The sequence below is a fragment of the Amycolatopsis sp. Hca4 genome (assembly GCF_013364075.1).
Classification (GTDB): domain Bacteria; phylum Actinomycetota; class Actinomycetes; order Mycobacteriales; family Pseudonocardiaceae; genus Amycolatopsis.
The window spans coordinates 3817831-3839821 of the sequence record NZ_CP054925.1; the positions used below are offsets into that span (position 1 = coordinate 3817831).

Here is a 21991-nt window from a genome sequence, read left to right on the forward strand (position 1 = left end):
GAAAAAATCTCCCGCACCCGTGTCCGGTCCGCCGCGCCGGCTCCGACCCCTGGGCAAACAGCCCCACGGACAAGGAGCGGACATGGAGAAGCCGGCCGGACGGCGGGAGTGGCTGGGACTGGCGGTGCTCGTGCTGCCCACCCTGCTCGTCGCGATGGACATGACGTCGCTGTTCCTCGCGTTGCCGCAGCTCAGCGCGGATCTCGGGGCCAGTGGCACCGAGCAGCTGTGGATCACCGACAGCTACGGCTTCGTCGTCGCCGGGTTCGTCATCACCATGGGGACCCTCGGCGACCGGATCGGACGGCGGCGGCTGCTGCTCGCCGGGGGTGGGGCCTTCGGGCTGCTGTCGATCGTCGCCGCGTTCTCGACCGGGCCGGTCATGCTCATCCTCGTGCGCGGGGCGCTCGGCGTGGCCGGGGCGACGCTGATGCCGTCGACGCTCGCCCTGATCACCAGCATGTTCCGCGACGACAAGCAGCGTGGGCGGGCCGTCTCGATCTGGGCCACCTGCCAGTTCGCCGGCGGTGCGGCCGGCCCGGTGTTCGCCGGTTTCCTGCTGCAGCACTTCTCCTGGGGCTCGGTATTCCTGGTCGCCGTCCCGGCGGTGGTCGTGCTGCTCATCGCGGGCCCGTTCCTGCTGCCGGAGTTCCGCGCGCCGGCGTCCGGGCGGCTGGACCTGCCCGGCGTGGCGCTCTCGCTGACCGCCGTGCTGCTCATCGTGTTCGGCCTCAAGCAGCTGGCCACCGGCTCGCTGCTGCTGCCGCTCGCCGCGATCGCCACCGGGACGCTGCTGGGCACCGTCTTCACCCGCCGCCAGCTGACCACGGCGGCGCCGCTGCTGGACCTGCGGCTGTTCCGGAACCGCCCGTTCACTGCGGTGCTGGTGGCGCTGGTGTTCGCCGGGGTCGCGATGGCCGGCGTCGGCCTGCTGGTGACGCAGTACCTGCAGAGTGTCCTCGGTCACTCCCCGCTCGTGTCGGCCCTGCTGTTCGCGCCGATGGGCCTCGGCGTGGCCGCGGGCACGATGACGGCGCCGTCCCTGACCCGGTTCACGACCCCGGCCACGGCGATCGCGGGCGGCCTGGCCGTGTCGGCGGCGGGCGGCCTCCTGCTGGCGGTCACCGACGGCCTGGTGCCGGTCGTGCTCGGCATCACGGTGCTGACGCTGGGCACGGGCCCGCTGTTCGCGCTGGGCATCGGCCTGGTGCTGGGCGCGGTCCCGCCGGAGCGCGCGGGCTCGGCGGCATCGATGGCCGACACCGGCAACTACCTGGGCGGCTCGCTGGGCCTGGCCCTGATCGGCCTGACGGCATCGGCGGTGTACCGCGGCGCGTTCCCGGCGGGGACGACGCTCGCGGTCGACGTCACCCGGCCCGAGGTGGCCGAGCAGGCGAAGGCGGCGTTCACGACGGCGCTGAACGTGACGGGCGTGATCGCGGCGGTGCTGTTCGCCGGGCTGGCGCTGCTGGTCACGACGATGCGCCGCACCGCGGCGGCCGCCCCCGAGCCGGTCACAGCGGCGTGAGCTCGCCCGCCTGGAAGTGCCAGACGACCAGCGCCGGCGCCCCCGCGTTGACGGCATAGGCCGCTTCGGGCACCAGGCCGGCCAGGCTCCACGGCCACAGCTCCCACGGTCCCACCGGCCCGAAGGTGGCCGACGGATCGGCTCGTGCCGGCCGCTCACCGGCCGGTACGAGCGGTTCCTCGCAGCGCCGCAGCTGCAGCCCCGCCGCGAGCGCGGCCCGCAGATAGTCCCCGATCGGGTGGCGGTAGCTGCTCAGCCGCCCGGGTCGCCCGTCCGTACACCGCACGGGCGGGATCGCTGCCGGTCCCGCACGCAGCATCGAGGGCAACCCACGGCCGAACTCTCCGGTGAACGCCCGCAGCAACGCCATGCTTTCGAGCCCGAGCCGATAGGCACGCAGATCTTCGTGGATCACCCGGCGGAGGCTAGTGACACACGCCGGGGGGCGGGCCGGCGGATTACGCCCCCGGAGGGGCGCCGACCAGGTGGGCGCAGCAGGGTTCGAACCTGCGACCGCTCGGGTGTAAGCCGAGTGCTCTTCCGCTGAGCTATGCGCCCGCGGCCGGCGGTCCCGAGACGGAGACCGCCGGCCGGAAGATCAAACCAGTTCGGCGACGGCCTTCTTCCAGCCCTGCTGGTCGCGGGCCTCGCCCGGGGCGTTGACCTCGGCGAACCGGACCACGCCGGACGTGTCGATCAGGAACGTCCCGCGCACCGCCAGGCCGGCGTCGGAGTTGAAGACGCCGTAAGCGCGAGCCACCTCGCCGTGCGGCCAGAAGTCGGACAGCAGCGGGAACTGGTAGCCCTCCTTCTCGGCCCACGCCTTCAGCGAGAACGGCGTGTCGACCGAGACGCCCAGTACCTGGACGCCCTTGTTGTCGTAGTCCGCGAACTCGTCGCGGAGCTGGCACAGCTCGCCCGTGCAGATGCCGCTGAACGCGAACGGGTAGAAGACCAGCAGCACCGGCTTGTCACCGCGGAACGACGACAGCTGGACCGGCTGCTTGTTGTAGTCGTTGAGCGTGAAGTCAGGGGCCTCAGAACCGACCTCGACGGTCATACCAGCGTTTCCTCTCCCGAACGGACACGTGCCTGCGACGACAACCCTATCGTGTCCGTCCGGCGGGACCGGCTCAGCGCTGCTTCGACTTCGACTTCGGCGACACCAGGCGGGTGCCGATCCAGTTCGGGCCGACACTGATGTTGGCGGTCTGGGCCAGGCCGACGGCGGGCACCGCTTCGGCGATCTCACTCGGCTCGACGTGCCCGGGCTGTCCCGTCTTGGGGGTCAGTACCCAGATCACACCCGTCTCCTCCAGGGGGCCCCTGGCGTCGATGAGCGCGTCGCCCAGGTCGCCGTCGTCCTCGCGCCACCAGAGCAGCACCACGTCGATGACCTCGTCGGCGTCCTCGTCGAGGATGTCCCCGCCGATCTGCTCCTCGATCGCCGCGCGGACGTCGTCGTCGACGTCCTCGTCCCAGCCGATCTCCTGGACCACCATCTCGGGCTTGATGCCGAGCCTCTCGGCGACGCTGCTCTGATCAGCGTCTCCCGCGGCGACCACTGCTTTCACTCCTCCAACTACGACGGAGCGTGGCGCCGGCGCACCCTCGATGGGTACACCTGGGCCACACTCGGCTACCCGGTTGCCGATAGCGAACACTGGTGAGGCTCCGCGCGCAACCGTCCACACCGGATCTTTGACAACTCGTGTCGCAGGATACGGCCCGCCACCGGGCCTCCGCGACGGCGTTTCGGGTGCTCGGAGACCCCGGTCTGCCACCCCGGGAAGGGTCGTCCCCTAGGGTGGGAGAGAAAAAACGCGCGCGCGATACACCGCGCGCTGGGAGTGGCTCGACCGGGTCGGCTCATGTTACCGCCAAGTAGCGGTGCGGAAGCCGGGACGGAAGACGACGATGGAGAGTCGTACACCCCCGCGTACGAGCAGCACCGGCTACAACTTTTCGCAAGGAGACCCCTTGGCCCCGCAGAACGACGGCGCCTCCGGCAAGGAGACCCCGGCACGCGTACGCGTCATCCGTGACGGACTGGCGGCGCACCTGCCCGACATCGACCCGGAGGAGACCGCCGAGTGGCTGGACTCCTTCGACGAGGCTCTGGCGAGGGGCGGGCAGCAGCGCGCCCGGTACCTGATGCTGCGGATCCTCGAGCGGGCCCGGGAGCGGAACGTCGGCGTCCCGGCCCTGACCTCGACGGACTACGTCAACACGATCCCCACCGAGAACGAGCCGTGGTTCCCCGGCGACGAGGACATCGAGCGCCGCTACCGCGCCTGGATCCGCTGGAACGCGGCGATCATGGTGCACCGAGCGCAGCGTCCCGGCGTGGGCGTCGGCGGCCACATCTCGACCTACGCCTCGTCGGCCGCGCTCTACGAGGTGGGCTTCAACCACTTCTTCCGCGGCAAGGACCACTCCGGCGGCGGCGACCAGATCTTCATCCAGGGCCACGCCTCCCCCGGCATCTACGCCCGCGCGTTCCTCGAGGGCCGGCTCAGCGAGTCGCAGCTCGACGGCTTCCGCCAGGAGTACAGCCACGCCGGCGAGGGCGGCGGCCTGCCGTCGTACCCGCACCCGCGGCTGATGCCGGAGTTCTGGGAGAACCCGACGGTGTCGATGGGCCTCGGCCCGATGAACGCCATCTACCAGGCCCGGTTCAACCGCTACCTGCGCGACCGCGGCATCAAGAACACCGACGACCAGCACGTCTGGGCGTTCCTCGGCGACGGCGAGATGGACGAGGCCGAGTCCCGCGGCCTGATCCACGTGGCGGCAGGCGAGGGCCTCGACAACCTGACCTTCGTGATCAACTGCAACCTGCAGCGGCTCGACGGCCCGGTGCGCGGCAACGGCAAGATCATCCAGGAGCTGGAGTCCTACTTCCGCGGCGCCGGCTGGAACGTCATCAAGGTCATCTGGGGCCGCGAGTGGGACTCGCTGCTGCACGCCGACCGCGACGGCGCGCTGGTCAACCTGATGAACGTCACCCCGGACGGTGACTACCAGACGTACAAGGCCAACGACGGCGCCTTCGTCCGCGAGCACTTCTTCGGCCGCGACCCGCGGACGAAGGACCTGGTCAAGGACCTCTCCGACGCCGACATCTGGAACCTCAAGCGCGGCGGCCACGACTACCGCAAGGTGTACGCGGCGTACAAGTCGGCGCTGGAGCACCACGGCCAGCCGACGGTGATCCTGGCCCACACGATCAAGGGCTACGGCCTGGGCCCGGCGTTCGAGGGCCGCAACGCCACGCACCAGATGAAGAAGCTCACCCTCGACGACCTGAAGCTGTTCCGCGACTCGCAGCGGATCCCGATCAGCGACGAGGAACTCGAGCGCAACCCCAAGCTGCCGCCGTACTACCACCCGGGCGCGAACTCGCCCGAGATCGAGTACATGATCGGCCGCCGCAAGGCGCTCGGCGGCTTCCTGCCGGAACGCCGTCCCAAGGCCGCCAAGGCGCTGGTGCTGCCCGGCGACAAGGTCTACGAGGGCATCCGGAAGGGCTCCGGCAAGCAGGAGGTCGCCACCACGATGGCGTTCGTCCGGCTGGTCCGAGAGCTGGCGAAGGACTCCGAGATCGGCAAGCGCGTCGTCCCGATCATCCCGGACGAGGCCCGCACCTTCGGCCTCGACTCGATGTTCCCGACGGCGAAGATCTACAACCCGCACGGCCAGACGTACACGTCGGTCGACGCGAGCCTGATGCTGGCCTACAAGGAGTCCGAGAAGGGCCAGCTGCTGCACGAGGGCATCAACGAGGCCGGCTCGACGGCGTCGTTCACCGCCGTCGGCACCTCGTACGCCACGCACGGCGAGCCGATGATCCCGATCTACATCTTCTACTCGATGTTCGGGTTCCAGCGGACCGGTGACGGCCTGTACGCCGCCGCCGATCAGATGGCCCGCGGGTTCGTCCTCGGCGCCACCGCCGGCCGGACCACCCTGACGGGTGAGGGTCTGCAGCACGCGGACGGGCACTCGCTGCTGCTGGCGGCGACCAACCCGGCCGCGGTGGCCTACGACCCGGCGTGGTCGTTCGAGATCGCGCACATCGTCAAGGACGGCCTGCGCCGGATGTACGGCGAGAGCGGCCCGGACGGCAACGGCGAGAACGTCTTCTACTACATGACGATCTACAACGAGCCGTACCAGCAGCCCGCCGAGCCGGAGAACCTCGACGTCGACGGCCTGCTCAAGGGCCTCTACAAGTACGCCGACGCCCCCGCGGGCGAGGGGCCGGAGGTGCAGATCCTGGTCTCGGGCGTCACGATGCCGGACGCGCTCAAGGCGCAGAAGATGCTGGCCGAGGAGTGGGGCGTGCGGGCCGCGGTGTGGTCGGCGACGTCGTGGACCGAGCTGCGGCGCGAGGCCGTCGAGATCGACCACGACAACCTGCTCTACCCGGGCAGCGAGCCGCGCGTGCCGTACGTCACCGAGGCGCTCTCACGCGCGAACGGGCCGGTCGTGGCGGTGTCGGACTGGATGCGCGCGGTGCCGGACCTGATCCGCCCGTACGTCCCGACCGACATGCTCACCCTCGGCACGGACGGGTTCGGCTTCTCCGACACCCGGCCGGCGGCGCGGCGGAAGTTCCTGATCGACGCCGAGTCGATCACCGTCGGCGCGCTGTCGATCCTGGCCAAGCGCGGCGAGGTCGACCAGGCGAAGGTGCTGGAGGCGGCCACGAAGTACCGGCTCGACGACATCGCGGCCGCCGGGCCGCAGACGTCGGATTCCGGGAACGCGTGATCTGCTGCTAGGTTCGGGACCCGGCAGACATCCGATGTCTACCGGGTCCCGTGGCACGTAGGGAGTGATGAAGGTTGACGAAACGCCGGTTGCCGAAGCCGAGTGAGCTGCAGCAGATCCTCCGGCCGAAGCCGATCGTGCTGAACCCGACGGACCGGCGGCTGGCGAACGCGCACACCATCGCCGACCTGCGGATGATCGCCCGCAAGCGCACCCCGCGGGCGGCGTTCGACTACACCGACGGCGCAGCCGAGCTCGAAGACAGCCTGCTCCGCGCCCGGCAGGCGTACCGGCGCGTCGAATTCCACCCGAACGTGCTGCGCGGGGTGTCCGATGTGGACACCACCCGCGAGATCCTCGGCAAGACGTCGGCGCTGCCGTTCGCCTTCGCCCCCACCGGGTTCACCCGCATGATGCAGCACGAGGGCGAGCGCGCGGTGGCCCGCGTGGCCGAGCGCAACGGCATCCCGGTCGGGCTCTCGACCATGGCGACGACCTCGATCGAGGACCTCGCCGAAGCCGCGCCGAACGCGCGCAAGTGGTTCCAGCTCTACGTCTGGCGCGACCACGGCGCCGGCGAAGATCTGATGAATCGGGCGTGGGCCGCGGGCTACGACACGCTCATGCTGACCGTGGACACCCCGGTCGGCGGCGCCCGCCTGCGCGACGTCCGCAACGGCCTGACCATCCCGCCCGCCCTCACGCTCAAGACGTTCCTCGACGGCGCGACGCACCCGGCGTGGTGGTTCAACCTGCTCACCACCGAGCCGCTCGAGTTCGCCTCGCTCAACCACTTCGGCGGCACGGTCGCGGAGCTGCTGAACAAGCTCTTCGACCCGACGCTGAACTTCGACGACCTCGACTGGGTCCGGCAGACCTGGCCGGGGAAGCTCGTGGTCAAGGGCGTGCAGAACGTCGACGACGCCCGCGACGTCGTGAAGCACGGCGCGGACGCGGTGCTGATCTCCAACCACGGCGGCCGCCAGCTCGACCGCGCGCCGACACCGCTGGAGCTGCTCCCGGCGGTGCTGGACGAGGTCCAGGGCGAGGCGGAGGTCTGGATCGACACGGGCATCCTCTCCGGCGGCGACATCGTGGCGGCGATCGCCCGCGGCGCGGACGCCGTGCTGATCGGCCGCGCGTTCCTGTACGGCCTGATGGCCGGCGGCGAGCGCGGTGTCCAGCGGTGCGTCGACATCCTGCGGACGGAGATGGTCCGCACGATGCAGCTGCTCGGCGTCCGGACCCTGAAGGACCTGACGCCGAGCCACGCCACGCTGCGCTAGTTTCAGCGGTCAGACCTGGGCGAGGCCGCCGTCGACGAAGAATTCGACGCCGTTGACGAAGCTTGACTCGTCGGAGGCCAGGAACAGCGCGGCGGCCGCGATTTCGGCCGGTTCCCCGACCCGGCCGAGCGGCACCTGCGCCGCGAGGTTGTCGACCAAGCCCTGCTGCTCGTCCTCGGCGACGAGGCCGAGCAGGCCGGGCGTGCGCGTGGGTCCCGGGGCCAGGACGTTGACCCGCGTCCCGGTCCCCTTGAGGTCGACCGCCCAGCCACGGGCGAGGTTGCGGACCGCCGCCTTCGTCGCCCCGTAGACGCTGAAGGCCGGATCGACCCGGGTCGACGCCGTGGAGCCGGTGAGGATGATCGACGCGTTCGCGTTCAGCAGCGGCAGCGCCTTCTGGACGGCGAAGACGACACCTTTGACGTTCGTGGCGAAGGTCGAGTCGAATTGCTCCTCGGTGATCTGGCCGAGCGGGGCGAAGCTGCCGCCGCCGGAGTTGGCCACCAGGACGTCCAGGCCGCGGCCGCGCTCGGCCACTGCGCGGTAGACCTCGTCGAGGTCGGCCAGGTTCGCCGAGTCCGCGCGGATCGCCGTCACGCTTCCGCCGATCTCGGCGACCGCGTCGTCGAGGGCCTCCTTGCGCCGGCCCGTGATGAACACGTGCGCGCCTTCGGCCGCGAACCGCTTCGCGATGGCGAGCCCGATGCCGGTGCTCCCGCCGGTCACGACCGCGGTCTTGTTCTCCAGGTTCACGATGCCCTCCAAGTTCTTGACTATCTCGTCCAGAACGTACGCCGTTCTGGACGAGATAGTCAAGAATGGGTAGCCTGATCCCATGGCGAGACCCCGGAGCTTCGACGAGGCAGCGGTCCTGCGCGCGGCCAGGGACCAGTTCTGGGAACACGGGTACGCCGGCACGAAGGTCGACGACCTCGCTGCCGCGACCGGCCTCGGCAAAGGCAGCCTCTACGGCGCCTTTGGCGACAAGCACGCGCTCTACCTGCGCGTCTACGACTACTACTGCACCGAGTCGACCGACGGTGTGCGGCACCAGCTCGAAGGCCCCGACGACACCGCGTACCGGCGGCTGCAGGACCACGTGCGCGCGATCGCCGAGTCGGTCGTCGCCGACCGGGAGCGCCGCGGCTGCCTGATGGCGAAGGGCGCCGCCGAATGCGCGGAGCACGACGAGGCCGTCGCCGCGCGGACCGAGCGGGCGTTTCGCGACCTGCAGGACTACCTGACGGCGTGCATCGCGGGGGCGCAGCGCGCGGGCGACATCGACCCCGGTCCGGACCCCGCCCACCTGGGCGGGCTCGTGCTGGCCGTGCTGCGCGGCCTCGAAGCGCTGGGCAAGGGCGGCCTCGGGCCGGCCGAGATCCGTGCCATCGCCGAGACCGCCCTCGCGGTGCTGCCGGTCAAGCGTTGACGGATTGGGCCAACCGGTCTCAACTTCTTGACGGACCGCCTGGTTTGTGACGAAGATCTCGGGCACCCGCCGAAAGGCCGTTTTCGCATCGTGGAAAACGGAGGTTGCCCGTGTTCGTGCAGGATCTCACTCCGCTGGGCTCGCTGGGCCTGTCCGCGCTGGTGGCCGTCCTCCCGCTGGCCACCGTCCTCGTCCTCCTCGGCGCCGTCCGGATGCGGGCGCACCACGCCGCCCTGATCGGACTGCTCGTCGCGCTCGTCGTCGGCGTGGCCGCGTACGGGATGCCGGTCGTGCAGGCCGTTTCGGGCGCGCTGCAGGGTGCCGCGTTCGGGCTGTGGCCGATCATGTGGATCGTCGTCAACGCGCTGTGGATCTACCGGCTCACCGTGCGGACCGGGCACTTCGACGTGCTGCGCCGGTCGTTCGGCCGGATCTCCGACGACCCGCGGATCCAGGCGCTGATCATCGCGTTCTGCTTCGGCGCGCTCATGGAGGCCCTCGCCGGGTTCGGGGCGCCGGTCGCGATCAGCGCCGTGATGCTGGTGGCCGTCGGCTTCCACCCGGTCAAGGCCGCCGTCGTCGCACTCGTCGCCAACACCGCGCCGGTCGCCTTCGGCGCCATGGGCACCCCGGTCGTCACCCTCGCCCAGGTCACCGGCCTGCCACTGCAGGAGGTCTCGTCGATCGTCGGGCGGCAGACGCCGCTGCTCGCGCTGGTCGTCCCGCTGCTGCTGGTGATCATCGTCGACGGCAGGCGCGGCTTGAAGGACACCTGGCTGCCCGCCTTGGTCTGCGGGGTCGCGTTCGGGCTCGTGCAGTTCCTCGCGTCGAACTTCGTGTCCCCGCAGCTGGCCGACATCGGCGCGGCGCTCGCCGGCGCGGCCGCGCTGGTCGCCCTCCCCCAGACCCGCCGCCCGGTGCCCGACGCGGTCCGGATCGGCACCGGCGGGACGGCGACGGCCGAAGCGCCGCCGGAAGACTCCCGTGACGACGTCGTCAAGGCGTACCTGCCGTACCTGCTCATCATCGTGATCTTTTCGATCGCCGTGCTGCCGCCGGTCAAGCGGCTGCTGGACAAAGCAACCTGGAAGTTCCACTGGCCCGGGCTGAACGTCGTGGCGCCGAACGGGAAACCGGTGTCCGGCAACACGTTCTCGCTGCCGATCCTCAACACCGGCGGCACGCTGGTGCTGCTGGCGGGGCTGATCACGGCGGCGCTGCTGGCGGTGCGGGCGAGCGGCGCGGCGAGCGAGTGGGTGGCCACGGTGAAGGAACTGCGGTTCGCCATCCTCACCGTGACCGGCGTGCTCGCGCTGGCCTACGTGATGAACCTGTCCGGCCAGACGTCCACGATCGGCACGTTCATCGCCGCCGCGGGCGCCGGCCTGGCGTTCCTTTCGCCGGTGCTGGGCTGGTTCGGCGTCGCCGTCTCGGGGTCCGACACCTCGGCCAACGCGCTGTTCGGCGCCCTGCAGGTGACGGCGGCGCACCAGACGGGCCTGCCGGCGGACCTGCTGGCCGCGGCGAACAGCTCCGGCGGCGTGCTCGGCAAGATGGTCTCGCCCCAGAACCTCACGATCGCCTGCGTCGCGGCGAACCTGCCCGGCGAGGAGGGGAAGCTGCTGCGGAAGGTGCTGCCGTGGAGCGTCGGGCTGCTGCTGGTGATGTGCCTGATCGTGTGGGGTCAGAGCACCGCGGCGCTCAGCTGGATGCTGCCGTGACCCCGGGCCGGGCGGCGACGCGCTGGGCGGAGCGGTTCCAGCTCCACCAGCCGTGCACGACGAGCCCGGCGAAGACGATGTAGATCGCGGCGGAGAAGTAGAGCCCGGAGGAGATCTGCAGCGGGACGCCGATCGCGTCGACGGCCAGCCAGACCAGCCAGAACTCGACCAGCCCGAGCCCCTGCGCCCCGAAGGCGACCAGGGTGCCGACGAAGATGGCGGCGTCCGGCCAGGGCGCCCATGACGCGTGCAGCGCGTCGAGGACCAGCGCCATCACGGTGGTGCCGACGGCGAAGGCGGCGAGCATGGCCAGCCGTTCGGCGAGCCGGCCCTTGCGCACGACGACGCCGAACACCGGGTCCTGGCGGCGCGTCCACGCCCACCAGCCGTAGACGGAGATGGCGAGGATGGCGACCTGCCGCGCGGCGAGCCCGCCGAGGTGCGCGGAGACGTAGACGGCGAACAGCAGCACGGTCGCGCCGACCTGCACCGGCCACGTCCACAGGGTGCGACGCTGCGCGAGGAACACGACGGCGAGCGCGAACACCTGCCCGGCGAGCTCCGCGATCGAAATCCACTGACCGAGCACGGTGATCCCGTGGTGCAGCAGGAAGTCCACGTGACGCCCCTTTCGTCCTACCGCTCCCAACATGCTCCGGACGGGGTGAATTCCCTAGGGAGTGTGAGGGGCGAGACATCCCACGGAGTGGACGTCGCCGAGGTGCAGCGTGCCGCCGCGCACGACCCGCGCGTGCACGCCGAGCGTCGTGCCGGTGATCGCCTTCAGCAGCCCCGGCGCCGCCGGGAGCTCTTCCCAGGGCAGGTCGACCATCACACAGCGGACGGCCTTGCCGACGACCTCCAGCTCGACCGCACCGATCCGGAGGCGCTCCCCCACCCAGGCGTCTTCGGCGAGTTCCGGCGCCGGGCCGGTGTCGAGCAGGATGTTGGGCCGCAGCCGCCGCGCGTCGATCTCGGCCACGCGGGCCCGCTCGGCGAGCCAGGCCAGCGACGACGTCGTCACCAGGTGGACGGCCGCCTCGTCGTGGTGCGGGACGTCCGCTTCCTTCGTCAGTTCGACGCCGGGGCGGCCGAGAGCGGCCGCGATGTCGGCGTCGCCCCGCGCGGTGCGCCCGTCCGGCAGGGTCACCGCCGGGACGTCCCCGGTGTAGCGCGCGGCGAAGGTGTTGAGGCCGGGCATCCGCCGGAAGCGGCGGGTGTTCTTGCCGCCGCCGAGCTTGCCGTCGGGGTCGCGGACGGCGTAGAGGCGATCGCCCTCGAAGCCGCGCTCGCCGACCACCGCGGCGGCCAGCGGCTCGCCTGCCATCGACTTCACCGGATAGCGCCACAGCGCCGCGACGACCCCCATGCCCGCGAGCTTAACGGCGCGGCGCGGCTGCGGACCTCACGCCCGGGTCTGCCTGCACACCGAAACTGCCCTGAACCGGCGGCTTGTCGTGCTGCAGGGCCCGAGCCGCGGGAGCAACCCCGCGCACCGAAGGTCCCCGGGCACAGCGCGGGCCCGGCGGCTTCCCCGACCGCCGGGCCCGCACCAGCTCACCGCCCGCTCAGCCCTGCGGGCGCGGCGTGCCCACCGGCGACGTCGGCGTGCTGTCCACGCCGACCGCCGCACGCGGGGCCGACGGGCCCGTGCCCATCTCGCCCGTGCGCTGGGCCGGGGTCTCCAGCTGGTGCTCCATGTTCGCCAGCCAGCCGCGCCAGCGGTCCTGGGCCGGCTTGATCAGGCCGCCGCCGAAGCCGACCACGATCACGCCGCCGATCGTGGCCAGTACCGCGATCAGGACCGGGCCCGTGATCGCCGTCGCGATATTCACCTGGCCGAGGGCGGCGATGATGCCGAACGCCATGATCAGCCAGTAGGCCGCCATCGACAGCGGCCGGGCCGCCCCGCGGCCGGACAGCGCGGACGCGACGACGTCCCGGACCACCTTCGCGATCGCCGCGGCCACCACGACGAGCACCAGCGCCACCACGATCCGCGGCAGGAACGCGATGATGTCGTTGAGCAGCTGGCTCACCGGGTTGGTCGGCCCGAACACGCCGAACGCCAGCTGCAGCGCGATCAGCAGAATGAAGTAGTAGACCAATTTGACCAGGATCCCGGTCGCGTCGATCTTCTGCTGCCCGACCTTTCCGCTCAGCCCGGTGCGCTCGACCAGTTTCCCGAATCCGGCTTTCCCGAGCACGAGCGCCAGCCCTTTCGAGACGGCTTTCGCGATCAACCAGCCGATCAGCAGGATGATCAGGAATCCCACGAGTTTCGGGACGAACGTGGCCACCATCGCCCACGCCTGCCCGAGCCCGTCCTTCAGTTGCTCGCCCATACGACTCCCTCCACGGATTTGCACCGGATCGTCGGTCAAGTACCCAGGGGCGGCAACTCGTGCGCCCCACGATCGAGTGAGACGACTGGCGCGCGAAGATCACCCGTGGCCATACTGGTTGTACCGGTGGGGACCGGGGAGACGAGGCCGTCCGGCGCAGCGTAAACCGCAAGCGCCGGGCGGCCTCGAGCATTTGCCGCAAAACCGGCACGAATCCGGCCCCCGGGGGGCGCCGGGGGCCGGATGAACCGCGGGAAAACTTCAGGCGGCGCGCAGGGCGTCGCGCAGCTTCACTTTTGCGCCGGTGCGCATGACCGCGTTCCGGTAGATCCGCGCGGCGAGCCAGATCAAGCCCGGAATCAGCAGCACCACGAGCCCCACCGACACCACGGCTTCCCAAACGGGCACCCCGCCCATCGCCAGCCGCATCGGCATCAGCGTCGGCGAAAACACCGGGATCACCGAAAGCACCTCGACGAACGTGTTGCCCGGGTCCGACGGCAGCACGGAAATGCCGATCACGTACCCGGCGATCACGAACATCAGCGCCGGCATGGTCGCGCCGCCGACGTCTTCCTGGCGGGACACCAGCGCCCCGAGCGCGGCGAACACGATCGAGTACATGAAGAACCCGAGCAGGTACCACACGACCAGCCAGACGACCGTGCCCACGGCCGCCGAGACGGAGATGGTGAGCACGCCCGTGGCCAGCCCGGTGGCCACCCCGCCGACGCCGATCACGAGCATCTGGATCAGCCCGACCACGCCGATGCCGAGCACCTTGCCCGCCATCAGCTGCCACGGCTTGATCGTCGACAGCAGCAACTCGACCACCCGCGACGTCTTCTCCTCGACGACGCCCTGCGCGACGCTCTGGCCGTTGAGCAGCAGCGACATGTAGATCAGGATGCCGGCGATGATGCCGAGGACCAGCTGCTGGCCGTTGTAGTCGTAAGGCTGCTCCAGCGGCGGGTCCTCGACGAACTTCGCGGACGCGATCGCCGCCTGGAACCGGGCCGGGTCGCCGCCCAGCGCGGTGACCTGCTGGTTCACCGCCACCTGCTGGGACACCAGCTGCAGGACGTTCGCGAGCTTGCCGTCGAGGTCCTTCTTCACCTGGACGTGCACGCTCTTGCCGTCGCCGGTGAGCAGCGCGTCGAGCGAGCCGTCGGCCAGCTTCGCGCGCCCGGCGGCCTCGTCGGCGACCTGGACGGTGTCGATCTTCTCGTCGACGGCCTGGCCGCCGGCCTTCAGCGGCGCGGCGAGCGGCGCGGTGGCCGGGGTGTAGCCGACGGTCGAGTCCGCGCCGCCGCTCCCGGTGATCAGCTTGATCACCAGGATGCCGACCACGATCAGCAGCAGCATGATCACCGTGCCGACGCGGAAGGCCTTCGACTTCACGCGGGTGCTGATCTCGCGGGAGGCGACCAGGCCCACCGCCGCCATCGGGCTCATCCGCACGTCCGGAACCGGGGTGCTCACGCGGGGACCTCCTCGGTCGTGACGACGGAACGGAACAGTTCGGTCAGCGACGGCTGCTCGCGGGCGAACTCGCGGACCGGGCCGGTGGCCAGCGCCGCCTTGAGCACGGCCTGGTCGTCGGCGCCCTCGCCGAGTTCGAGCTCGGTCACCGAGCCCGTCCGGCCGAGCACCTTGACGCCGGGCAGGCCGTCGGCCCACCCGTCCTCGGCGTCGGGGACGTCGACCCGCAGCCGCACCGCGCCGCCTGCGCGCAGCTCGTCGACCGTGCCCCGGGCCACCATCTGTCCACTGCGGACGATCCCGACCCGGTCGCAGAGCCGCTCCACCAGATCCAGCTGGTGGCTGGAGAACACGACCGGCACCCCCTCGGCCGCCTTCTCCTTGAGCACCTGGCTCATCACGTCGACGGCGACCGGGTCGAGGCCGGAGAACGGCTCGTCGAGCACCAGGATGCGCGGCTCGTGCACCAGCGCCGCGGCCAGCTGGACACGCTGCTGGTTGCCCAGCGACAGCTTCTGCACCTCGTCGTCGCGGCGGGCGGCGACCCCGAGCCGCTCGGTCCACTTGTCGGCCGACGCCTGCGCGTCGGCGGCGGGCATCCCGTGCAGCCGCGCGAGGTAGGTCAGCTGCTCGGCCACCTTCATCTTCGGGTAGAGGCCGCGTTCTTCGGGCATGTAGCCGATGTGGCGGCGCGTTTCGTGCGTCACCGGCGTGCCGCCGTAGCGGACTTCGCCGGCGTCGGCGGACAGCACCCCGAGCGCGATCCGCATGGTCGTGGTCTTGCCGGCGCCGTTGCTGCCGACGAAGCCGAACAGTTCGCCCGGCCGGACGTCGAACGTCATTTCGCGCAGGGCGACCACGTCGCCGTAGCGTTTGGATATCCCGTCGATCTCCAAACCGGTCATTTCCGGTTCCCCCGTTCTCGTGTGGCCCCGATCCTAGGCAGTGCGTACACGCGCCGCCTACCCTCGCGCGTTGCCGCGAAGGGCTACCAAAGTTGCGGGCACGTAGGATCGCGGGCGCCATGGATGGAACCACCGCCCCGCGCCGGGTGCCGAAGCACCACGGACTGTCCGCGAAGACGCTCCGGCGGCTGGAGCACGCGTCCGGCAGCCTGGCGAGTGCGAGCATCGCGGTGATGGAGCGGCGGCTGACCTGGTTCGCCCGCCTGCCCGCCGACCAGCGCGCGAGCGTCCTGCTGATCACCCAGGCCGGAGCCGCCGGCTTCGTCGACTGGCTGCGGGACTCCAAAGGGGCACTGCAGCTGACGACCGAGGCGTTCCGCGACGCGCCGGCCGAGCTGTCGCGGTGGATCAGCCTGCGCCAGGCCGTCGCCATGGTGCGGCTGGCCATCGAGGTGTTCGAGGAGCAGCTGCCGGAGTTCGCGGCGAACGAAGCCGAACGCGCCGCGTTGATCGAGGGAATCCTGCGCTACGGCCGGGAAATCGCCTTCGCGGCGGCGAACTCCTACGCGGCCGCGGCGGAAGCGCGCGGCGCCTGGGACGCCCGGCTGGAGGCACTGGTCGTCGACGGCATCGTCCGCGGCGACGCCGAGGAGTCGGTGCTCTCGCGCGCCACCGCACTCGGCTGGGATCCCTCCGCCGCCGCCACGGTGCTCGTCGGCAACCCGCCGTCGGAGGACCCGCCGACGGTGGTGTTCGAGGTCCGCAGCCGCGCGGCCCGCGTCGGCCGCCCGGTGCTGCTGTCGGTGCAGGGCTCCCGGCTGGTGGTCGTGGTCGGCGGCCCGACCGACGGCGGCGTGAAGGAGCGGGAGATCCTGACCCGGATGTCGGTGGCGTTCGCCGAGGGCCCGGTGGTGGCCGGCCCGACGGTACCGACGCTGGCGGAGGCGCACCACAGCGCGACCGAGGCGTTGTCGGGGTTGCGGGCGGTGGTCGGCTGGCCGGGCGCGCCCCGGCCGGTCCGGTCGGCGGACCTGCTGCCCGAGCGCGCGCTGTCGGGCGACGCGGAGGCCGAGCGCCTGCTGGTGGACAAGATCGCGCGGCCGCTGGAAGAGGCGGGGCCGACGCTGCAGCGCACGGTGGAGGCGTACCTCGAGAGCGGCGGGGTGCTCGAGACGTGCGCGAAGACGCTGTTCGTCCACCCGAACACGGTCCGGTACCGGCTGCGGAAGGCGGCGGACCTGACCGGGTGCCAGGCGACGGACCCGCGGGACGCGCTGGTGCTGCGGATCGCGCTGACGGTGGGACGGCTGGCGAGGGCCCGCGGCCTCTGGTGACCCCGGCGGCACGGGCCACGAGCCGGGCGGGGTGCGCGCACGTTCATCCTCGCCACAACCGGCCGCCGGACCGGCCTGCACCCGCGCACCCACCCCGCGGGACCGAGCCTTGCCGAGACCGCCGTCACGTGATGGACTTAACAGCGAAAGGTGATTGAACCCGACAAGGCATCCGGGTTACGCGCGAGCTTCTGCGGCGCGTCTTTGGAGGGTTCCGACAAAGACGCCGCACAGACACTGTGAACGTCGGCATCCCCGAGAAGGCACCCCGGAGTGTTGTCTTGAAGGGTGACAGCAGCAGTCCTCGCTCCCGGTCAGGGGTCCCAGGCCCCCGGCATGTTCACGCCCTGGCTCGACCTCGACGGCGCGCGCGAGCGCGTCGCGCAGTGGTCCGAGCGCGCCGGGCTCGACCTGCTCCGCCTCGGCACCGAGTCGGACGCCGACGAGATCCAGGACACCGCGATCGCCCAGCCGCTGATCGTCGCGCTGTCGCTGCTCACCTTCGAGCACCTCCAGGCCACCGCGCCGGTGCCCGCGGACGCGCCGGTCGCCGGCCACTCCGTCGGCGAGCTCGCGGCCGCCGCGATCGCCGGGGTGCTGAAGCCCGAAGACGCCGTCGCGCTCGCCGCCGTCCGCGGGGCCGAGATGGCGAAGGCGTGCGCGCTGGAACCGACGTCGATGGCCGCGGTCATGCTCGGGGACCCCGAGCAGGTCGTCGCGTGGCTGGAAGAGCAGGGCCTGACCGCGGCGAACCGCAACGGCGCCGGGCAGATCGTCGCCTCCGGTGCCGCCGACACGATCGCGAAGATCGTCGCCGAGCCCCTCGAAGGCACGAAGATCCGCGCCCTCAAGGTCGCCGGCGCGTTCCACACGCACTACATGGCGCCCGCCGAAGAGGCGATGCGCGCCCACGCCGCCGAGCTGACCCCAGCCGACCCCACCCGCCCGCTGCTGTCCAATGCGGACGGCACGGTCGTCACCAGCGGGGCCGAGTACCTGGCTCGGCTGGTCTCCCAGGTCACCCGGCCGGTCCGCTGGGACCTGACGATGGACGGCCTGGTCTCCCTCGGCGTCACCCGCACGATCGAACTCGCGCCCGCGGGCACGCTGACCGGCCTGGTCAAGCGGCAGCTCAAGGGCGTCGTCACCACTACCACCGCGCTGAAGACGCCGGCCGAGCTGGCGGCGCTGCGCCAGGAGGACGCCTCGTGACCGACCGACCCGCCCTGAGCCTCAACCCCGGCTCCCGCGGCAGCCGTGTGCTGGGCGTCGGCAGCTACCAGCCCGCGAAGATCGTCACCAACGACGACCTGTCGCAGGTCATGGACACCAACGACGAGTGGATCCAGACCCGCGTCGGGATCGTGGAGCGCCGGTTCGCCGAGAAGGACGAGCTGCTCACCGACATGGCCGTCGCCGCGGGCAAGGCCGCGCTCGAAGACGCCGGCGTCGACCCGTCCGAAGTGGACACGGTCATCCTGCCGAACTGCACCATGCCGACGCTGATCCCGAACGCCGCCGCCCAGGTGGCCGCCCGGATCGGCATCCCGGCGCCCGGCGCGTTCGACCTCAACGCCGCCTGCGCCGGGTTCTGCTACGGCCTGGGTGTCGCCTCGGACCTGATCCGGGCGGGCTCGGCGAAGAAGGTCCTGGTCATCGGCGCGGAGAAGCTCACCGACTCGGTCGACCCGACCGACCGGGCCAACGCGATCATCTTCGCCGACGGCGCGGGTGCCGCGGTCGTCGGCGCGTCCGACGAGCCGCAGATCGGCCCGGTGTCCTGGGGCAGCGCGGGCGACCTGGTCGACCTGATCTACATGCGCGACGAGAAGTACATCTACCAGGAGGGCCAGTCGGTCTTCCGGTGGGCGACCACGAAGATCGCGCCGATCGCGATGCAGGCGCTCGACGTCGCCGGGCTGAAGCCGTCCGATGTGGACGTGCTGATCCCGCACCAGGCCAACCTGCGCATCGTCGAGGCGATCGCGAAGAAGCTGCGGGCCAACGGCGCCCGCGACGACATGGTCGTCGCCGACGACATCAAGTACTCCGGCAACACCTCGTCGGCGTCCATCCCCCTCGCGCTGGACCACATGCGCAAGGCCGGGACGGCCAAGTCCGGTGACGTGGTGCTGGCGGTCGGGTTCGGCGCGGGCCTGTCCTACGCCGGGCAGGCGTTCATCTGCCCCTGATCACCGTTACGCTCCCCGCGGGCACTCGCCCGAGGGAAACAGACCCCCAGATGGACCGAGAAGGGAACTACCCCATGGCTGACAACGCTGAGATCCTCGCCGGCCTCGCCGAGATCGTCGAAGAGGTCGCCGGTGTGGCTCAGGACGACGTCACCGCCGAGAAGTCGTTCGTGGACGACCTGGACATCGACTCGCTGTCGATGGTCGAGATCGCCGTGCAGGCCGAGGACAAGTTCGGCGTCAAGATCCCGGACGACGAGCTCGCCAACCTCAAGACCGTCGGCGACGCCGTGAACTACGTGTCGGCCAACTCCAAGTAAGTCCTCTTCCCTCCTTGAGGAGACTCGAATGAGCAACTTCGACGTCGTGATCACCGGTCTCGGCGCCACCACACCGCTCGGTGGGGACGTCACGTCCACCTGGGACGGTCTGCTGGCCGGGCGGAGCGGGGTCCGGGCGATCGAGGCCGACTGGGTCGAGGAGCTGCAGCTGCCCGTCAAGATCGGTGGCCAGCTGGCCGTCGATCCCTCGGAGGTCCTCCCGCGGGTGCAGGCCCGTCGGCTGGACCGCTGCGAGCAGGTCGCGCTGATCGCGGCCCGGCAGGCGTGGGCCGACGCCGGGTACAGCGAGCCGACCGACGAGCACACCGACGTCGACCCCGACCGCCTCGGCGTGTCGATCGGCACCGGCATCGGTGGCCCGGTCACCCTGCTCACCCAGAACGACCTGTTGCACCAGCAGGGTCTCCGCAAGGTGTCGCCGCTGACCGTGCCGATGCTGATGCCGAACGGCCCGGCCGCGCACGTGGGCATCGACCTCAAGGCGCGGGCCGGGGTGCACTCCCCGGCCTCGGCCTGCGCCTCGGGCGCCGAGGGCATCGCCAGCGGCGTGGAGATGATCCGCTCCGGGCGCGCCGACGTCGTGATCGCGGGGGGCGCCGAAGCGTGCATCCACCCGATCACGCTGGCCGGGTTCGCCCAGGCCCGCACGGTGTCCACGCGCAACGAAGACCCGGAGAGCGCGTCGCGGCCGTTCGACGCCAGCCGCGACGGCTTCGTCCTCGGCGAGGGCGCCGGCGTGGTCATCCTGGAGCGCGCGGACCTGGCGAAGGCCCGTGGGGCGCGCGTCTACGCGACGCTCGCCGGGCACGGCATCACCTCGGACGCCTACCACATCACCGGCAACCACCCCGAGGGCATCGGCCAGATCGCCGCGATGCGCGCGGCGATGAAGATGGCCGGCGTGACCCCGGCGGACGTCGGGCACGTGAACGCGCACGCGACGTCCACTGTGGTCGGTGACATCGGCGAGGCGGCGGCGATCCGCAACGCGATCGGGGACCACGTGGTCGTGACGGCCCCGAAGGGCTCGCTCGGCCACCTGGTCGGCGGCGCAGGCGCGGTCGAGGGGATCATCACGATCCTCGCGCTCTACCACGGCCTGGTGCCGGCCACCCGGAACCTGACCGACCTGGACCCGCGGGTGCAGCTGGACGTCGTCGCGGGCGAGCCGCGCAAGGTCGAGCTCACCGCGGCGATCAGCAACTCGTTCGGGTTCGGCGGCCACAACACCGCGCTGCTGTTCACCCCGGCGGCCTGACCGCCCCGGAACCGACGAAGGGCCCGGCTTCGGCCGGGCCCTTCGTCCGTTTCAGCACTTTTCGTGTTCGGGCGGTGGCCCGCCGTCGACGGCGGCGACCTTCAGCGTCTTGCCGTCGACCTCCATGGGGATGACGAGCCGCCACTTGATGCACGGCTCGCGGAAGAACAGCGGGGCGTCCTCGACGCTCTGCCTGCTGGTGAACCCCACCAGGACCCGCAGCGAGTTCCCGGACGCGCGTTCGATCCGGTAGACGAGGGCGTCGCTGTCCTTTGTGGTGCGAACGCCCTTCTTCCAGTCGCTCTGCGACTGGCCGGCGGCCCGCTCGTCGGTGACCACGGCGACCCACTGCTGGTACTGCTTGCTGTTGATGGCCGCGAAGTACTTCTGCAGCACCCGGCGCACGGCGTCGCCCTGCGGGTGCCGCTTGGCGTCGTCGGTCATCCGGACGTCGTCGTCCACCGCGGACGGCGCGCCGACGGTGGACGGCGAAGGCGTCGAGACCGCGACGGAGGTGTCGTCGACCGGCTGGTCGGGGCGGCGGTAGATTTCGCGCGCGAGCAGGCCACCGCCGACGGTCACGGACAGCACCACGACCACGACGGGCACCAGCCAGCGCTGGCGAGAGCTGGGGGCGGGGGTGGTCACGCGCCAGAGCGTACCGGCCCCCGTCCCGTGGCTCAGCCGACCTGGTGCAGCCAGGTCACCGGCGCGCCGTCGCCGGCGTGGCGGTACGGCTCGAGCGCCTCGTCCCAGCTGGCGGCCAGGAGCTCGTCCAGCTTGTGCGCGAGGGATTCGCCGCCGCGGGTCATGCTGACGAGCGCGCGCAGCTGGTCCTCGCCCACCACGATGTCGCCGTTGGCGCTGGTCCGGCCGTGCCACAGGCCGAGGCCGGGCGCGAAGCAGAACCGCTCGCCGTCGACGCCCGCACTGGGCTCTTCGGTCACCTCGAACCGAATCATCGGCCACGCCTTGAGGGCGGACGCCAGTTTGGCGCCGGTGCCTGCGGGCGCGCGCCAGCCGCATTCGGCGCGAAGCTGACCCGGACTGGCCGGCTGCGCCGTCCACTTCAGGTCAACGCGGGCACCCAGGGTGCCCGAAATGGCCCACTCGACGTGCGGACACACCGCAGACGGCGACGAGTGGACGTACACCACACCTCGGGTGCTGCCACGGGTGCTCACTGCTACCTCCGCTTGCTCGACGAGGGACGTCTTCCCCTACGCCCTGTCTCGAGCTGCGGAACGGCTTCAGCGCGGCTCCCGAATGCCGCCTCCGATGCGTTGTAGCACATTCTGCACCCCAACCGTGCTGTTTGGCCACATGAACACCACAAGTCACCCGCCGCCCCACTTTCGGTGGGCAAGCGGCCGCGGCGTGCCCGTGTCGCACGG

Annotated in this window: 21 protein-coding genes and 1 tRNA gene; 10 read left to right on the forward strand and 12 right to left on the reverse strand. The window is 71.2% G+C overall.

The annotated features are described in order from the left end of the window. Positions 1 to 82 precede the first annotated feature (82 nt). Positions 83 to 1528, forward strand: a complete 1446-nt coding sequence (locus tag HUT10_RS16445; RefSeq protein ID WP_176172015.1) for an MFS transporter — start codon at positions 83 to 85, stop codon at positions 1526 to 1528. On the opposite strand, the gene HUT10_RS16450 is transcribed toward HUT10_RS16445, so the two are convergent. The 4 genes from HUT10_RS16450 to HUT10_RS16465 form a co-directional block, all read right to left on the reverse strand. Continuing rightward, complete coding sequence (locus tag HUT10_RS16450; protein ID WP_176172016.1) at positions 1515 to 1943, reverse strand: hypothetical protein; 429 nt, start codon at positions 1941 to 1943, stop codon at positions 1515 to 1517. The two genes, HUT10_RS16445 and HUT10_RS16450, sit on opposite strands and share 14 nt — an antisense overlap. A 71-nt stretch (positions 1944 to 2014) precedes the next feature. Further along, a tRNA-Val gene (locus HUT10_RS16455) sits at positions 2015 to 2086 on the reverse strand. A 40-nt stretch (positions 2087 to 2126) separates the two neighbouring features. Beyond that, positions 2127 to 2588 carry a peroxiredoxin gene (locus HUT10_RS16460; protein WP_176172017.1) on the reverse strand — a complete coding sequence of 154 codons (462 nt, stop codon included), beginning with the start codon at positions 2586 to 2588 and terminating at the stop codon, positions 2127 to 2129. Positions 2589 to 2661: 73 nt separating this feature from the next. Next, positions 2662 to 3093: a DUF3052 domain-containing protein gene (locus HUT10_RS16465; protein WP_003084504.1), complete on the reverse strand. Its 432-nt coding sequence runs from the start codon at positions 3091 to 3093 to the stop codon at positions 2662 to 2664. Positions 3094 to 3508: 415 nt separating this feature from the next. Here HUT10_RS16465 and aceE point away from each other — a divergent pair, with 415 nt between their 5' ends. Further along, a complete protein-coding gene (gene aceE / locus HUT10_RS16470) occupies positions 3509 to 6304 on the forward strand; it encodes a pyruvate dehydrogenase (acetyl-transferring), homodimeric type (protein WP_176172018.1) in 2796 nt (931 codons plus the stop codon). Between the two features lie 74 nt (positions 6305 to 6378). Continuing rightward, a complete protein-coding gene (locus HUT10_RS16475) occupies positions 6379 to 7590 on the forward strand; it encodes an alpha-hydroxy acid oxidase (RefSeq protein ID WP_176172019.1) in 1212 nt (403 codons plus the stop codon). A 9-nt stretch (positions 7591 to 7599) separates the two neighbouring features. Here HUT10_RS16475 and HUT10_RS16480 read toward each other — a convergent pair whose 3' ends face one another. After that, positions 7600 to 8355: an SDR family oxidoreductase gene (locus HUT10_RS16480; RefSeq protein WP_176172020.1), complete on the reverse strand. Its 756-nt coding sequence runs from the start codon at positions 8353 to 8355 to the stop codon at positions 7600 to 7602. 70 nt (positions 8356 to 8425) lie between these two features. On the opposite strand from HUT10_RS16480, the gene HUT10_RS16485 reads away from it, so the two are divergent. Both HUT10_RS16485 and HUT10_RS16490 read left to right on the forward strand, forming a co-directional pair. Next, positions 8426 to 9019 (forward strand): TetR/AcrR family transcriptional regulator, encoded by a 594-nt coding sequence (locus tag HUT10_RS16485; protein ID WP_176172021.1) that lies wholly within the window; start codon positions 8426 to 8428, stop codon positions 9017 to 9019. Between the two features lie 110 nt (positions 9020 to 9129). After that, complete coding sequence (locus HUT10_RS16490; protein WP_176172022.1) at positions 9130 to 10740, forward strand: L-lactate permease; 1611 nt, start codon at positions 9130 to 9132, stop codon at positions 10738 to 10740. On the opposite strand, the gene HUT10_RS16495 is transcribed toward HUT10_RS16490, so the two are convergent. The 5 genes from HUT10_RS16495 to HUT10_RS16515 form a co-directional block, all read right to left on the reverse strand. Next, positions 10721 to 11359 (reverse strand): nicotinamide mononucleotide transporter family protein, encoded by a 639-nt coding sequence (locus HUT10_RS16495; protein ID WP_176172023.1) that lies wholly within the window; start codon positions 11357 to 11359, stop codon positions 10721 to 10723. The two genes, HUT10_RS16490 and HUT10_RS16495, sit on opposite strands and share 20 nt — an antisense overlap. Before the next feature lie 54 nt (positions 11360 to 11413). Continuing rightward, complete coding sequence (locus HUT10_RS16500; protein WP_176172024.1) at positions 11414 to 12109, reverse strand: MOSC domain-containing protein; 696 nt, start codon at positions 12107 to 12109, stop codon at positions 11414 to 11416. 199 nt (positions 12110 to 12308) lie between these two features. Beyond that, complete coding sequence (locus tag HUT10_RS16505; RefSeq protein ID WP_176172025.1) at positions 12309 to 13085, reverse strand: hypothetical protein; 777 nt, start codon at positions 13083 to 13085, stop codon at positions 12309 to 12311. Positions 13086 to 13346: 261 nt separating this feature from the next. Then, entirely contained in the window at positions 13347 to 14540 is a 1194-nt protein-coding gene (locus HUT10_RS16510; RefSeq protein WP_176177855.1) for an ABC transporter permease, read from the reverse strand. A gap of 23 nt (positions 14541 to 14563) precedes the next feature. Further along, entirely contained in the window at positions 14564 to 15472 is a 909-nt protein-coding gene (locus HUT10_RS16515; protein ID WP_176172026.1) for an ABC transporter ATP-binding protein, read from the reverse strand. Between the two features lie 119 nt (positions 15473 to 15591). Between HUT10_RS16515 and HUT10_RS16520 the strand changes: the two genes are divergently transcribed. From HUT10_RS16520 to HUT10_RS16540, 5 genes are all read left to right on the forward strand, one after another. Continuing rightward, positions 15592 to 16806 (forward strand): CdaR family transcriptional regulator, encoded by a 1215-nt coding sequence (locus HUT10_RS16520; RefSeq protein ID WP_176172027.1) that lies wholly within the window; start codon positions 15592 to 15594, stop codon positions 16804 to 16806. A gap of 288 nt (positions 16807 to 17094) precedes the next feature. Then, positions 17095 to 18018 (forward strand): ACP S-malonyltransferase, encoded by a 924-nt coding sequence (locus HUT10_RS16525; protein WP_176172028.1) that lies wholly within the window; start codon positions 17095 to 17097, stop codon positions 18016 to 18018. Beyond that, positions 18015 to 18998: a beta-ketoacyl-ACP synthase III gene (locus HUT10_RS16530; protein ID WP_176172029.1), complete on the forward strand. Its 984-nt coding sequence runs from the start codon at positions 18015 to 18017 to the stop codon at positions 18996 to 18998. Before HUT10_RS16525 ends, HUT10_RS16530 begins: the two co-directional genes overlap by 4 nt. A gap of 74 nt (positions 18999 to 19072) precedes the next feature. After that, positions 19073 to 19318 (forward strand): acyl carrier protein, encoded by a 246-nt coding sequence (locus tag HUT10_RS16535; protein WP_004559006.1) that lies wholly within the window; start codon positions 19073 to 19075, stop codon positions 19316 to 19318. Positions 19319 to 19346: 28 nt separating this feature from the next. After that, a complete protein-coding gene (locus HUT10_RS16540) occupies positions 19347 to 20597 on the forward strand; it encodes a beta-ketoacyl synthase (protein WP_176172030.1) in 1251 nt (416 codons plus the stop codon). A gap of 51 nt (positions 20598 to 20648) precedes the next feature. Here HUT10_RS16540 and HUT10_RS16545 read toward each other — a convergent pair whose 3' ends face one another. Further along, positions 20649 to 21245, reverse strand: coding sequence for a hypothetical protein (locus HUT10_RS16545; protein WP_176172031.1), 597 nt, complete (start codon positions 21243 to 21245; stop codon positions 20649 to 20651). Positions 21246 to 21277: 32 nt separating this feature from the next. Beyond that, positions 21278 to 21781, reverse strand: coding sequence for a DUF3145 domain-containing protein (locus HUT10_RS16550; RefSeq protein ID WP_013223984.1), 504 nt, complete (start codon positions 21779 to 21781; stop codon positions 21278 to 21280). Positions 21782 to 21991 lie beyond the last annotated feature (210 nt).